At 51.7% G+C, this 13314-nt stretch carries 13 protein-coding genes, 1 tRNA gene and 2 pseudogenes; 4 read left to right on the top strand and 12 right to left on the bottom strand.

What is annotated here, in order from left to right:
• Positions 1-9 precede the first annotated feature (9 nt).
• The 7 genes and pseudogenes from lepB to trmN form a co-directional block, all read right to left on the bottom strand.
• Positions 10-969: a signal peptidase I gene (gene lepB / locus ACMZI0_RS11135; protein ID WP_415673012.1), complete on the bottom strand. Its 960-nt coding sequence runs from the start codon at positions 967-969 to the stop codon at positions 10-12.
• Between the two features lie 16 nt (positions 970-985).
• Positions 986-2785: a translation elongation factor 4 gene (gene lepA / locus ACMZI0_RS11130; protein ID WP_415673011.1), complete on the bottom strand. Its 1800-nt coding sequence runs from the start codon at positions 2783-2785 to the stop codon at positions 986-988.
• A gap of 293 nt (positions 2786-3078) precedes the next feature.
• Positions 3079-3537 (bottom strand): annotated as a pseudogene (gene rseC, locus ACMZI0_RS11125) (SoxR-reducing system protein RseC).
• A gap of 23 nt (positions 3538-3560) precedes the next feature.
• Positions 3561-4526: pseudogene (rseB, locus tag ACMZI0_RS11120) on the bottom strand (sigma-E factor regulatory protein RseB); the annotation flags it as partial.
• A gap of 10 nt (positions 4527-4536) precedes the next feature.
• The gene (gene rseA, locus ACMZI0_RS11115; RefSeq protein ID WP_415673010.1) at positions 4537-5193 is read right to left on the bottom strand and encodes an anti-sigma-E factor RseA; all 657 of its coding nucleotides are present in this window, start codon (positions 5191-5193) and stop codon (positions 4537-4539) included.
• 50 nt (positions 5194-5243) lie between these two features.
• Entirely contained in the window at positions 5244-5819 is a 576-nt protein-coding gene (rpoE, locus tag ACMZI0_RS11110; protein ID WP_195316346.1) for an RNA polymerase sigma factor RpoE, read from the bottom strand.
• A gap of 314 nt (positions 5820-6133) precedes the next feature.
• Entirely contained in the window at positions 6134-6880 is a 747-nt protein-coding gene (trmN, locus tag ACMZI0_RS11105) for a tRNA(1)(Val) (adenine(37)-N(6))-methyltransferase TrmN (RefSeq protein WP_415673009.1), read from the bottom strand.
• A gap of 174 nt (positions 6881-7054) precedes the next feature.
• On the opposite strand from trmN, the gene srmB reads away from it, so the two are divergent.
• On the top strand, positions 7055-8404 hold the full coding sequence (srmB, locus tag ACMZI0_RS11100; RefSeq protein WP_415673008.1) for an ATP-dependent RNA helicase SrmB: 1350 nt from the start codon (positions 7055-7057) through the stop codon (positions 8402-8404).
• A gap of 87 nt (positions 8405-8491) precedes the next feature.
• On the opposite strand, the gene grcA is transcribed toward srmB, so the two are convergent.
• Complete coding sequence (gene grcA / locus ACMZI0_RS11095; protein ID WP_415673007.1) at positions 8492-8875, bottom strand: autonomous glycyl radical cofactor GrcA; 384 nt, start codon at positions 8873-8875, stop codon at positions 8492-8494.
• A 357-nt stretch (positions 8876-9232) separates the two neighbouring features.
• Between grcA and ung the strand changes: the two genes are divergently transcribed.
• Positions 9233-9925, top strand: a complete 693-nt coding sequence (gene ung, locus ACMZI0_RS11090) for a uracil-DNA glycosylase (protein ID WP_415673006.1) — start codon at positions 9233-9235, stop codon at positions 9923-9925.
• Positions 9926-10062: 137 nt separating this feature from the next.
• Here the strand turns inward: ung and ACMZI0_RS11085 are convergent.
• A tRNA-Ala gene (locus tag ACMZI0_RS11085) sits at positions 10063-10138 on the bottom strand.
• Positions 10139-10377: 239 nt separating this feature from the next.
• On the opposite strand from ACMZI0_RS11085, the gene ACMZI0_RS11080 reads away from it, so the two are divergent.
• Positions 10378-11262 carry an alpha/beta hydrolase gene (locus ACMZI0_RS11080; RefSeq protein ID WP_415673005.1) on the top strand — a complete coding sequence of 295 codons (885 nt, stop codon included), beginning with the start codon at positions 10378-10380 and terminating at the stop codon, positions 11260-11262.
• Positions 11263-11288: 26 nt separating this feature from the next.
• Here the strand turns inward: ACMZI0_RS11080 and ACMZI0_RS11075 are convergent, their stop codons facing one another.
• From ACMZI0_RS11075 to ACMZI0_RS11065, 3 genes are all read right to left on the bottom strand, one after another.
• Positions 11289-11450: a zinc-binding dehydrogenase gene (locus ACMZI0_RS11075; RefSeq protein WP_415673004.1), complete on the bottom strand. Its 162-nt coding sequence runs from the start codon at positions 11448-11450 to the stop codon at positions 11289-11291.
• Complete coding sequence (locus ACMZI0_RS11070) at positions 11377-12297, bottom strand: zinc-dependent alcohol dehydrogenase family protein (protein ID WP_415673003.1); 921 nt, start codon at positions 12295-12297, stop codon at positions 11377-11379. Before ACMZI0_RS11070 ends, ACMZI0_RS11075 begins: the two co-directional genes overlap by 74 nt.
• Before the next feature lie 210 nt (positions 12298-12507).
• Positions 12508-12894, bottom strand: coding sequence for an NAD(P)H-dependent oxidoreductase (locus ACMZI0_RS11065; protein WP_415673002.1), 387 nt, complete (start codon positions 12892-12894; stop codon positions 12508-12510).
• A gap of 187 nt (positions 12895-13081) precedes the next feature.
• On the opposite strand from ACMZI0_RS11065, the gene ACMZI0_RS11060 reads away from it, so the two are divergent.
• Positions 13082-13309, top strand: a complete 228-nt coding sequence (locus tag ACMZI0_RS11060; RefSeq protein WP_415673001.1) for a hypothetical protein — start codon at positions 13082-13084, stop codon at positions 13307-13309.
• The last annotated feature ends 5 nt before the right edge of the window (positions 13310-13314 follow it).

The raw sequence follows: 13314 nt of genomic DNA, 5'->3' as shown, positions 1-13314 counted from the left end.
TCACGGTGATTAATGAATTCGGCCAATTCGACTTAAGCGCACGCCCGTTGGCCACTCACCTTCTTGTTTCTCAAAGCTCATCCAGATTGCCGTTGCCCGACCTACCAGGTTCTTTTCCGGGACAAAGCCCCAATAGCGGCTATCAGCGCTATTGTCACGGTTATCCCCCATCATGAAATAGTGTCCGTTTGGCACCACCCAGGTAGCAAGCGGCTGGCGCGACTGCTGGTAATACATCCCCAACTGATCCTGGTTGCCCGGCACCACCAGAATGCGGTGCGAGACATCACCCAACGTCTCCTGATGAACGCCCATACGCCCCCCCCCCGGCTTTTCCTCGCCGAGTGGCAGTTGGTAGAAACCGCTGCTCGATTCCGTACCCGGGCGCCCGAAAGTCTGGACAAAATCACTGGCTTCGAGGTTACTGTAAGTCACCGCAACAGCGCTGTCACACGCGGTACCTTCACAGGCGGGACGAACGGTAACCTGTTTGCTAAGCGGGTCGTAAGAAACCCGGTCGCCCGGCAGACCGATCACACGCTTGATATAGTCCAAACGCGGATTTTCTGGATATTTAAATACCGCGATATCTCCCCGGCGCGGATGCCCGGTGGGGATCAGCGTCGTCTGCGTGATGGGGTCTTTTATTCCGTAGGTAAACTTCTCGACCAGAATAAAATCACCGATCAACAGGGTCGGCATCATCGAGCCTGATGGGATCTGGAACGGCTCATAAATAAAGGAGCGAACAATAAACACCAGCGCCAATACGGGAAACACCGAAGCGCAGGTTTCAATCCAACCAGGCTGTTTAATCGTGACAACTTCAGTGCTGCCATTCTGCTGCGCGTTGAGCGCAGCCTCTGCTCTCGCCTTGCGTGCTGGCGCCCATTTAAAGCGTTCGAAACACCAGACAATGCCGGTGACAATCGTCGCCAGCGCCAAAACCAAGGCAAACATATTGGCCATGCCAACTCCTCAGGGTTTATTTGCTCTCTTTACCAACGTGCAAAATGGCCAAGAAGGCTTCTTGCGGCAATTCAACGTTGCCGACCTGCTTCATGCGCTTCTTACCATCTTTCTGTTTCTGCAACAGCTTTTTCTTACGGCTCACGTCGCCGCCGTAACATTTCGCCAATACGTTTTTACGCAGCTGTTTCACCGTCGAACGCGCAATAATGTGGTTGCCAATCGCCGCCTGAATGGCAATATCAAATTGCTGACGCGGGATCAGCTCTTTCATTTTTTCCACCAGTTCGCGACCGCGATACTGTGAATTGTCGCGGTGAGTAATCAGTGCCAGGGCATCAACACGTTCACCGTTAATCATTACGTCAACTCGCACCATGTCAGAGACCTGGAAACGTTTGAAACTGTAATCCAACGACGCGTAACCGCGCGAGGTCGATTTGAGTCGGTCAAAGAAATCAAGCACCACTTCCGCCATCGGAATTTCATACGTCAACGACACTTGGTTGCCGTGGTAAACCATGTTGGTCTGCACACCACGCTTCTCGATACACAAGGTGATCACATTGCCCAAATATTCCTGCGGCAATAGCATGTGACATTCAGCAATAGGCTCGCGCAACTCTTCGATGTTGTTTAACGGCGGCAGCTTGAAGGGGCTGTCGACGTAGACAATTTCCTGACGCGTGGTCATCACTTCGTAAATAACCGTCGGCGCGGTGGTGATCAGATCCAAATCATATTCGCGTTCCAGACGTTCCTGAATGATCTCCATATGCAGGAGGCCAAGGAAGCCACAACGGAAACCGAAGCCAAGCGCCGTCGAGGTTTCTGGTTCGTAGAACAGAGAAGCGTCATTGAGGCTGAGTTTGCCCAACGCGTCGCGGAAGTTTTCGTAATCATCAGAGCTAACCGGGAACAAACCAGCATAAACCTGGGGTTTGACCTTTTTGAAGCCAGGCAGCGCTTTGTCAGCCGGTTGACGAGCCAGTGTCAGGGTATCCCCTACCGGAGCACCAAGGATGTCTTTAATGGCGCACACCAACCAACCCACTTCACCGCAGTTAAGCACATCACGATCGACCTGTTTCGGCGTGAAAATCCCCAAACGATCGGCGTTGTAGACCTGACCGGTACTGATGACCTTAACCTTATCGCCCTTGCGCAACACCCCGTTTTTGATACGGATCAGCGAGACCACACCGAGGTAGTTGTCGAACCAGGAGTCGATGATCAGCGCCTGAAGCGGTGCGTTGGGATCGCCTTCTGGCGGTGGAATTTCTTTTACCAGACGCTCCAGCACATCGGGAACGCCGACACCGGTTTTCGCCGAGCAGCGCACCGCATCGGTAGCATCGATACCGACAATATCTTCAATCTCTTCTGCCACACGCTCTGGGTCGGCAGCGGGCAGGTCAATCTTGTTCAGCACCGGGACCACTTCCAGGTCCATTTCCATCGCGGTGTAGCAGTTAGCGAGCGTTTGGGCCTCAACGCCTTGTCCTGCGTCTACCACCAGCAGTGCGCCTTCGCACGCCGCCAACGAACGTGAAACTTCATAGGAGAAGTCAACATGCCCCGGTGTATCGATGAAATTCAACTGGTAGGTTTCACCATCTTTGGCATGGTAATCCAAGGTTACGCTCTGCGCTTTGATGGTGATACCGCGTTCACGTTCCAGATCCATGGAATCCAGCACCTGCGCCGCCATTTCGCGGTCAGATAAACCGCCGCAAAGTTGGATGATGCGGTCAGAGAGCGTCGACTTACCGTGGTCGATATGGGCAATAATGGAGAAATTTCGTATATGCTTCATTATAAAAGTTTTTCTACCTTGGTATTTCTGAAATTATTGCCGTCTGGCATACGCATACGATGAAAATGGCGGCAATGCCTCCTCCTTTCACCAGAACCGATGCATTCTACATGTCAGACGCCGGAAAACCTAATCATCAACCCGTATTCCCTTTGATTATGGCGCTTTTATTCCATCATTGCAGACAACACGAAAAAAGAAGGAGTTGATAGGCGAGCCAGACCGCACGGGACAAAGAAAATACCGGAAAGATACTGCCGGGCGGCGCAGCGGCCAGCCCGGTTAAATGAGGCTCAGGATTCGATTTGCAGGGGTTGTCCAGGCAAGGCTATCTGCAAAATAACCGGACGATAATGACGTTTCTCGCCTAACTTAAGCGACCAGCCGCGTACCAGAATAAATGCCAGCGCCGCGCCCAATACTGCCCCAAGCACCGCTGCCAGATCGTTTCCGAATAGCGACTGCAACAGCCCCGCGCCAATGAACAACCCCAGTAAAGGGACTAAATAGACCAACATGGCGGATCGCAATAAGCTGCTTTCGGAAGTCCCCAATTCAACCCGTTGGCCAGGCAGCAAGAGTTGCTCGCACGGAACGTGCAGCGACTGTTGCGCAGAGAGTCACAATTCACTCAGAAGCCCGGTTCCACAGGTTTTACGCGACTGACAACCACTGCACCCGGAACGCTGCTCACAATGCAACACGGCCATGCCATTGTGCCAGGAAACCACAGTCGCCCACTCTTTGATCATACCTGCGTCCTACATCTTACGATTTACTGCGATTGAAAAATAACATTATCAGTAATGCGTTTAGCTGTCGCAGGGGGCAATTCCCCCACCACCGTCACTTCGTAACCATTGCGAATTTCTGTATGCACGCTTCGCCTTCCCGTCGTGACATACTGTTCGGCACGGGATTCTGACGATGGCGTAATATTAACAGAAAAGCTGAATAAACCATCACTGAACAGGCGTGATTCAACCGGAATGCTGATTCCGGGCAGGGTTCTGCGGGTACGGGAGATCTCTTTCATGCCCTGTGGCAGCCATTCAGGAATCCAGGTCAGGGCGACGGTTTCAACCGATGGCGTGGTCAGCAGCGGCGGTAAGCCTTCGGTTAATAATGGTCGCAGTGCCTCACGGATATCATCACTGACCACCAGCGATGTCACCAGAAACTGTTCAAGCCGTTCCCCATTGCGATCCTGCAAATCAATACGCAGCGGCAGTTTGGTGGCAACATCAAACCATACGCTATAGCTATAACGCGTCCCATCACGAGAAATGATCCGCATGCCTTCGCACAGACGATCGGCTATACGCACTCTTCCCGCCGCCGGAATGAAATCATAGAACGCAGAAAGCGATTGATGATCGGCATAAACAAGGCTGGGGAAAGAATCAATGATGTGATCGCCGGAGAGCGAAAAGGGTTCAAGATCGGCATCGAAATAGCTGATGTCCCTGTCTCGCTGCACGATTTCTCTACGAGGCCCATCCATAAACAGCAGTTGCGCCAATGGACGATTGTCTATACGGGCATGCCGATAACGCAGAGATTCGATACCCTGCCGGGAAATATTGATGAAATGTATTTCATAATTCAATGCTCGAATAGCATTGCCCATCTGTTGCAGCGCTGATGAGGGTTGAGGCCGCAACACCGTACCTGACGCAGGTTGCGCCAGGACGGTCGTTGAATAGGGTAAGCAACCGAGCAGAATGCAAAAAAAAACCCAACGCGCTTCATTAACGAGATTGCGTTCCTAAAGATTGAGTGCCAGGCACCTGAATAGCGGCCTGCTGTTCTTTATCCTGCTGACCTTGCAACGGCTCAGAGTGGAGACGACGCTGCAACTCATAGTCCTGCAACATGACGTTAATGCGGTTACGCTGTGCTTCAACCTGACGTTGACCACCGTGCGACACCACATTTTCCGACGGCACACCCAGGCTTACCGGGGAAGCCGTGCCCATGGCAGGGAGTGTACTGAACGCGGGCATGTCGCTCTGTGCTTCGGGAGCTTGATCGGGCGTCCGTTGCATCTGCACGCCAACAATCACTGCCAATGAGACACAGGCAGCCACGCCAACCTGGGTCAACTGGCTTGCCCAAGGACGCACTTTGTCCCAGAACGACAAACAGGACCAGGTATCTGGATGAGGCTGCGCCTCGGGAATCGCCTGAGGTGCAATACGTACTGGCTCTTCGGCAATCGCCTGTGCAACGCGCGCAGCAATATCAACCTGAATAACACTCTGGGCCACGTCACCACGCAGCGTATCGCGAATCAAATGGTAGCTTTGCCAACTTTTCTGCAGTTCAGCATCCCGCCCCAATGCGTTAGGCAGTTCGGTATCCACTGCCTCGCCGTCCATTAAAACGGAAAGTTTCTCTTTCTGCATACCCATACCCTTACCTTGTCAAATCCATCATGGTTAACGCGAAAACCGGGTTAACGTTGAATTAGCGGTTGTACTTTGTTATCGATCGCTTCTCGCGCACGAAATATGCGAGAACGAACAGTGCCGACCGGGCAATCCATAATGGCGGCTATCTCTTCATAACTCAGGCCATCAAGTTCGCGTAGCGTAATCGCCATCCGTAAATCTTCTGGCAATGCTTCAATGGTTCGAAAAACAATACTTCTCAATTCTTCTGACAACATTAAGTTCTCAGGGTTCGATATTTCTTTTAATGCGCTGGCGGTTTCATAATTTTCAGCGTCATTGGCGTCAACGTCACTCGACGGAGGTCGCCGCCCCTGAGCAACCAGATAATTTTTGGCCGTGTTTACGGCAATGCGATACAGCCAGGTGTAAAACGCGCTATCACCGCGAAAAGACTCCAGCGCACGATAGGCTTTGATAAACGACTCCTGCACCACATCCGGCACATCCCCAGGAGGAACGTACCGTGAGACCAGGTTCGCCACTTTGTGCTGGTATCGCACCACCAACAAATTAAAAGATTTCTGGTCGCCCTTCTGGACACGTTCGACCAGAATGCGATCCGCTAGCTGCTCGCTCATCCGAGGTAATGTCTCCTCAAACCGTTCTCCACACGTAAAATAGTACTGCCAGCCATATCGTTATTGAATAATCTTGAGCAAGCTGTAAGTCAGACATCGCCTGTCAAAAAAAGTTCCCAACGGCGCTTACACCTTCTTCTTTATATTGCTCAGCCCTGCCCATGTACTTTCGCACGTCGACGTTTGCATCCTTGGAGGTTGCGCCGCTTTCTATTCTTTCGCAAAGGCAGTCAGGGGATCATACGCGAAAACGTGTTCAATAGCACCGTTCGAGTCTGAGGATGCCATCACCATCTTTAACGACAACGTATATCTTACATAAATAAATAGAAATCATTGGTCAATGCGCGAAAATCGCAAGAATAGCTGCCATCATCCGCGCGAACGATGAGCGCTTGCGTATCACACGCACCAGCTTGTTTCGACAAGGCCAACAGTTGCCGATGAGGTTTGCCATCCGCTTTCTCACGCACCACCAGACGTTGACGTACCCACCACCCCTGATGGCATGCCGTCGTGCAAAAGTCACTGGCAACCGAAATGGGCAACACTACGCAGAAGCAGCCTTCCGGCGCCAGCAACATGGCTGCACAGTGGAGCAGGGTTTCGTGAGACAAGCTTTCAGTATAGCGGGCTGTGCTGAGCTCTTGAGTTCGGCACGCACTGCCCGGCGGGAAATAAGGGGGATTACTGACAATCAAGGCATAGCGTGATGTGGTTTGTGCCGCAAAATTAACAATATCAGCGTTCACTACGACAATACGAGATGCCCAGGGCGAGGCCAGCCGATTCTCTTGGGCCTGCATACTGGCTTCAGTCTCTAATTCAACCGCATCGATTATCACGGCGTCGGGGCTACGCTGTGCCAGCATCAGAGAGATAATGCCGGAACCGCAGCCAATATCCAGAACACGACCGTTTTGCAGCGCCGCAGACCAGGCACCGAGCAGAATGGCATCTGTGCCCACTTTCATTGCACAACGATCGTGCGCAACAAAAAATTGTTTAAATGTAAACCCGTTGCGTCGCAATGTTTGTGCTCGCGCTGCGTGCTGATGCATGATGTACTGCTCCTCCTGAAAACCGCCGTAGCATAAGGGAATCCCTATCACAGGGAAAGCACCCCACCGTGTAGCCCCTGTAAATCGGGACGACATGACATATATGGGGTGTAAACAGATGATGAAATGCACGCGTAATGCGTCTATAATCAGCGCCCCAAACAGAGGTAGACCATGACTGCAACCCAATTTTCCGATCTTGATCTTGATGAAAGCCTGCTAGATGCCTTGCGCGATCTGGGCTATGAGCGCCCCACCGCTATTCAGCTTGCGGCGATCCCACCCGCGATGGAAGGAAGAGATGTCCTTGGCTCTGCGCCAACAGGAACAGGAAAAACAGCAGCTTATCTGCTGCCGGTGTTGCAGCATCTGATTGACTTCCCGCGTAAAAAATCAGGGCCACCGCGTATTCTGATTTTGACCCCCACGCGTGAACTGGCGATGCAGGTGGCCGATCAGGCCAAAGCCTTGGCAGCGCATACCCATCTGGACGTGGCGACCATCACTGGCGGTGTGGCATATATGAACCACGCTGAAGTCTTCAGTGAGAATCAGGATATTGTCGTGGCGACAACGGGGCGCCTGCTGCAATACATCAAAGAAGAAAACTTTGACTGCCGCGCGGTAGAAACCCTGATTCTGGACGAAGCGGACCGGATGCTGGACATGGGGTTTGCCCAGGATATCGAGCATATTGCGGGTGAAACACGCTGGCGTACACAAACCTTGCTGTTTTCCGCCACGCTGGAAGGCAATGCTGTCAAAGATTTTGCTGAACGACTGTTAAAAGAGCCGGTAGAAATCGAAGCAGACCCTTCGCGACGTGAGCGTAAAAAAATCCTGCAATGGTTTTACCGCGCTGATGATATTGAACACAAAACCGCGCTGCTGGCGCATCTGCTAAAACAGCCGGAAACTACTCGTGCCATTGTTTTTGTGCGTAAACGCGAGCGCGTGCATGAACTCGCAGCCTGGCTGCGTGAAGCGGGCATCAACAGTTGCCATCTGGAAGGCGAAATGGTGCAGGCCAAACGCAATCAGGCCATCAAACGTCTGAGCTATGGACTCGTCAATGTGTTGATTGCAACTGACGTTGCCGCGCGCGGGTTGGACATCAACGATGTCAGCCACGTTTTCAACTTTGATCTTCCATTGACGGCCGATACTTATCTGCACCGTATTGGTCGTACCGGGCGCGCCGGTAAAAAAGGGTGTGCCATTTCACTGGTAGAAGCCCACGATCACTTGTTGCTTGGCAAGATCAGTCGCTACTTGAACGAGCCTCTGAAAGCGCGCGTGATTGATGAGTTGCGTCCGAAAACCAAAGCGCCAAGCGAAAAGACCAGTGGTAAACCGTCGAAAAAGTACTGGCCAAGCGCGCAGAAGAGAAGAAAAAGAAAAAAGAAAAAGAAAAAAGAGAAAGAAAAAACCAAAGTGAAAGTGCGCTACCGTGACAGCAAGAATGTGGGTAAGCGCCGCCAGCCAACGCAAAAAACGGGTGATACAGCGTCAGGCGCAGAGTAATTCCGTTTCGATATTTTCTCCCGGCGAGCGCGTCGGGAACAAAAAAAGGGAGCTTTCGCTCCCTTTTTTATCACCAACCGTGTGCAATTACAGGCTTTCTGTAAAAGTACGCGTGATCACATCACGTTGCTGTTCTGGGGTCAGTGAGTTGAAACGCACTGCATAGCCAGAAACACGGATGGTCAGCTGCGGATATTTTTCCGGGTGTTGTACTGCATCTTCCAGCGTTTCACGACGCAAAACGTTGACGTTCAGATGTTGTCCACCTTCAACGCGCACTTCCGGTTTGATTTCCAACGGAACTTCACGATATTCAAACTTCCCCAGATCGCTTACAGGAACGATTTGATCTTCGCTGTAGTCTGCTTTCGCGCACACGCAGCGTGCTTCTGATTTTTCTTCATCAAGCAGCCAGAAAGAGTTAACCAGAGCGTTGTTGTTAGCTTTAGTGATTTGAATGCCAGTAACCATAAATTGCCTCCGTAAAACAGCGTAATCGTGTCTGAACCTGGGAAGGGTTGCAGTACTCACCAACACGAGGTTTTAACCACAAAATAAAATTCACTTACCTTGTGTAGTTATATACCAGCACCTTAGCCATAAATATTTGATTTAAATCAATTAATTTAGGGCCTAGAAAACACCACCGATAGCAATTAATTGTTTTACATTAATTTTACCCAAAAACCGTAATGCAATTTTTTTGTAAATTTTCAACTTTTTTTATAATTACCGTTCTCGACAATCAACTTTTCCGCCACAGTGTTTTACCTCGTGGCCGGAGATCGGTAAGCTACAACCCTCTTTCACAACATCATCGAGGACAGGATGACAACCGCGCTAACGTGGCATGACGTTTTGGCACAGGAAAAGCAGCAGCCTTATTTTGTGCAAACGTTGGAGTTTGTCGGCAAGGCCCGCGCCGCAGGAAAGGTGATTTATCCCCCGCAGAAAGATGTGTTCAACGCATTTCGCTATACGGAGTTTAATCAGGTCAAGGTGGTGATCCTGGGCCAAGACCCGTACCACGGGCCAAATCAGGCGCACGGCCTGTCATTTTCCGTCCGTCCCGGCATTCCAGCACCGCCGTCATTGATGAATATGTATAAGGAACTGGCGAACGATATCCCCGACTTTACGATTCCCAAGCATGGTTGTCTGCAAAGCTGGGCAGAGCAAGGTGTGCTGCTGTTAAACACCGTGTTAACGGTTGAGGCGGGTCAGGCGCATTCACACGCTAATCTCGGCTGGGAAACCTTTACCGATCGCGTAATCAGCGCGTTAAATGAAAAACGTGATGGCATCGTGTTTCTGTTGTGGGGTTCACACGCGCAAAAAAAAGGCAGCATTATCGATACGCAGCGCCATCATGTGCTGAAATCTCCGCATCCGTCACCGCTGTCAGCACACCGTGGCTTTCTGGGCTGCCACCACTTTTCCAAGGCTAACCAGTTACTGACACAACAAGGGCTGTCTCCCATTGATTGGGTGCCACATTTACCCGATTCGGATCGGCAATAGAATCGCTTATGCAGGCGGCAGTGCAACGATGCAAACCGCCTGCTGCCTGAATCGAATAATACTAAAGTGCAATATTGAAACGTGTGATGATCGATCACAGGAGACAAACAAAAAATAGAATACAAACAAGGAAGGAGTGGTGGAGCTAAGCGGGATCGAACCGCTGACCTCTTGCATGCCATGCAAGCGCTCTCCCAGCTGAGCTATAGCCCCATTGCACCAGACGGTGATACCGATTGTCTGTGTGAACGGCCCGAATAATATGCAACCCGCTCAGGTGTGTCAACGGCTAAATCTATTTCTCCGGTCAACCGCTGAAAAAGCCGCCAGCACGCCGCTTTTATCAACGCTTCCAGCACAATGATCCGCATGATCACTGAAAAAACGCTGGTAATGATAACGGGTTTTATTATCATCTTCCTACTTATTCATCAGAACCTTAACAGGTTATTATGCGCTTTTTACCCGTTGTGCTTATTACTCTGATTGCCTCTAGCCTTTTACCCGTGCGGGCACAGCCCCCTGTCGCGACGCCCACTGAAAACGCAAAGCGCTACTTCAGCATTGAACAGCACGATATGGAAAGTACGCATCAGTTGCCTTACCGCATCTTCATCGCAACACCACGCGATATTGTGGCGCAGGAAAAACGTCCAGTACTCTATGTGCTGGATGCCAACGCCCAGTTTTCGCTGGCGGTCAACAGTTACACGCCAACCCAAGGGCCAGCGCCAGTGATTGTTGGCATCGGTTACCGTATCGATCAAGGGTATGACATTCCAGCCCGCACCCGTGACTATACGCCCCCCGCCCCCACGCCCGATCCTGATTTTGGCACAGGAGGAGAAGCCGAGCAGTTCTATCAGTTTGTACAACACAGCGTAAAACCCTGGGTAGAAGCTCGAGTTCCCGCCAATCCCCAGCAACAGACACTGGCTGGTCACTCCTTTGGCGGATTATTCGTACTCTACACCCTGTTTAACCATGGGGAATCCTTCCAGCGTTATCTGGCCGCCAGCCCGTCTATCTGGTGGGGAGAGGGTGTTGTGATCCCCAATCGTTCTCCGCTGCTTACCGTGCAACCCACATCGATCACGATAAGCGTGGGAGAATATGAGGAGAAGCCGCCAAAAGCAGATCCCAACCAACCGGTTGATCCCAAGCGAGCCAAGCGTCAAGCGCAGCGCACCATGGTAACCAAAGCGCGCGATCTTGCGGCACAATTGCACACTGAAAATCCCTCAACGACCTTTATTATGTTCGAAGGCAAACACCATGGCAGCGTGATCCCTGATGCGATGGCAAAGGCGGTAGAGGTGGCAATTGCGCCGCAGTGATTTTGCGGCGGGTTACATACCTGCCATCAAAATTCCAGCACGATTTTTCCAAAGTGAGAGCCTGACTGCTGCAATCGGAAGGCCTCAGCAATGTCATCAAGCGCAAAGGTATGGTCAATAACAGGGTAAATACCACTGGCAGCCAACCCACGTATCATTTCTTGTTGATGCGTACGGCTGCCGACCACAACGCCTTGCAGACGAATCTGCCGAGTGACCAATGCGGCCGTTGGGATTGCCCCCGAAACGCCGGAGGACACCAATCAGAGCAATATGCCCACCAACGCGTGTTGACAGGATAGACTGCCCCAATGTTCCAGGTCCACCGACCTCCACTACATGGTCTACGCCTCGTCCAGCAGTGATCTCCATGACACGCGAAGCCCATTGTTCATCACGACGATAGTTAATGAGATGATCTGCCCCCAATGCTTTTGCGCATTGCAGTTTCTCGTCAGAGGAAGATGTGACGATTACCGTAGCCCCCCTCGACTTGGCAATCTGTAATGCGAAAATGGATACGCCGCCGGTACCCAAAACCAGAACGGTCGACCCCGCTTGCAGGTTGCCGTCCACAACCAAGGCGCGCCAGGCCGTCAGGCCCGCCGTGGTTAATGTCGCCGCTTGCGCGTGACTATAACCGTTCGGCATATGCGTAAAGGCTTGTGCGGCAGTGACAACAACTTCACGCGCATATCCATCAATGCCATCCCCTGGGGTAGAGGAAAAATCCGCTAACGACGGAGCCCCATCAAGCCATGTTGGGAAAAAGGTGGAAACAACAGCATCATCGCCCACGACGAATTCAGTGACACCCGCGCCAACAGCTTCAACGATGCCTGCGCCGTCGGATAAGGGAATGCGCCCGGGGGCCGTTTTAAGCGCACCGTTCACAACGCTGAGGTCATGGTAATTAAGGGAGCTTGCATGCAGGCGAACCCTTATCTGGCCGTGGCCAGGGTCACCGGGATCGTTTAACGAAGCCTGGGCCAAATGATCAATCCCTGGGATCTCTGTGAGTCGTATTGCTTTCATGAAATTTTCCTGATGAGTGGAGCCTCGCGGCTCAAGGCTATATAGCGGGCTGTGCGTTAGCGTTTCTCAGCCAGTAAGCTTGAGAGGTAAGCCTGCGTACTCTCAGCCAATGTCTCATCGCTAATGCCCTGACCTGCACCATGCAGAATGTGGCTAGGAAGAAATTTTGCTCGGATAAAGACGGCAGTCAGTTCCAGCCATTTGGTCAGTTCACTGGGCGAGAAATGGTTTTGTCCACCAGCCTGATAAGCCTGTGCCGTCCCCCCCCCTCGTCGAATAGGCCAGCCCCAGTGACTTACCCTCGAATTTATCGCCATCGGGACCATAAGCCCAGCCGTAAGCCAGCACCTGATCAATCCACTGCTTTAGAAAAGCTGGTGTAGCAAACCAGAACATGGGGAACTGAAGAATAATGCGCGAGTGAGCCGCAATGAGCGCCTGTTCCGCGGCAACGTCAATGTTTCCATCGGAATAAGCCGCATGCAAATCGTGCACGGTGATCTGCTCAGGATGCTTTTGCAGCGCCTCGACCCAATGTTTGTTGATACGAGACTGAGCCAAATTTGGGTGTGCGACGATAACCAGTGTTTTCGACATCTTGTCTTTCCTTTTTTCATTAAGTGGGGGATGGCTTAAGCCTGTGCCAGTAATGGCGTGCTGACGCGCAGGGATAAACACCCGAAGGGATATCAATGAATGACATGCTATGCGCAAATATTTGGATTACACATGCAAATAAATCCATATATCATGTCTAAAAATTCAGGCATGGATCGTAAAACCAATGCCAACTGATTTACTGGCCGACGTGCTAGGGCAGAACATCTTGTCTTCACGCAAGCTGTCCTTGAGCACCATGCAACCGGATATGGCACTGCTATTCCCCTGCGAACGCAGCATCGGAATACACATGGTGGTACATGGCCCCGTCTATCTGCACTCGGCCACTCTGCCATCGGCACTGAGAGTAGAACGCGGCGATATCGTGGTGATGGCGCGGGGCGTGAATTGATCGGT

This window comes from Symbiopectobacterium sp. (assembly GCF_047692315.1).
Taxonomy (GTDB): domain Bacteria; phylum Pseudomonadota; class Gammaproteobacteria; order Enterobacterales; family Enterobacteriaceae; genus Symbiopectobacterium.
The sequence above is the reverse complement of the archived record's forward strand: the minus strand, read 5'-3'. Positions and strand labels throughout refer to the sequence as shown.

Excerpts from the sequence above, each read along its gene's own strand:
- grcA (WP_415673007.1), bottom strand. The coding sequence starts at position 8,875 with ATGGTTACTGGCATTCAAATCACTAAAGCTAACAACAACGCTCTGGTT.
- lepB (WP_415673012.1), bottom strand. The coding sequence starts at position 969 with ATGGCCAATATGTTTGCCTTGGTTTTGGCGCTGGCGACGATTGTCACC.
- ACMZI0_RS11060 (WP_415673001.1), top strand. The coding sequence starts at position 13,082 with ATGCCAACTGATTTACTGGCCGACGTGCTAGGGCAGAACATCTTGTCT.
- ACMZI0_RS11065 (WP_415673002.1), bottom strand. The coding sequence starts at position 12,894 with ATGTCGAAAACACTGGTTATCGTCGCACACCCAAATTTGGCTCAGTCT.
- rseA (WP_415673010.1), bottom strand. The coding sequence starts at position 5,193 with ATGCAGAAAGAGAAACTTTCCGTTTTAATGGACGGCGAGGCAGTGGAT.
- srmB (WP_415673008.1), top strand. The coding sequence starts at position 7,055 with ATGACTGCAACCCAATTTTCCGATCTTGATCTTGATGAAAGCCTGCTA.
- lepA (WP_415673011.1), bottom strand. The coding sequence starts at position 2,785 with ATGAAGCATATACGAAATTTCTCCATTATTGCCCATATCGACCACGGT.
- ACMZI0_RS11080 (WP_415673005.1), top strand. The coding sequence starts at position 10,378 with ATGCGCTTTTTACCCGTTGTGCTTATTACTCTGATTGCCTCTAGCCTT.
- trmN (WP_415673009.1), bottom strand. The coding sequence starts at position 6,880 with ATGCATCAGCACGCAGCGCGAGCACAAACATTGCGACGCAACGGGTTT.
- rpoE (WP_195316346.1), bottom strand. The coding sequence starts at position 5,819 with ATGAGCGAGCAGCTAGCGGATCGCATTCTGGTCGAACGTGTCCAGAAG.
- ACMZI0_RS11070 (WP_415673003.1), bottom strand. The coding sequence starts at position 12,297 with ATGAAAGCAATACGACTCACAGAGATCCCAGGGATTGATCATTTGGCC.
- ung (WP_415673006.1), top strand. The coding sequence starts at position 9,233 with ATGACAACCGCGCTAACGTGGCATGACGTTTTGGCACAGGAAAAGCAG.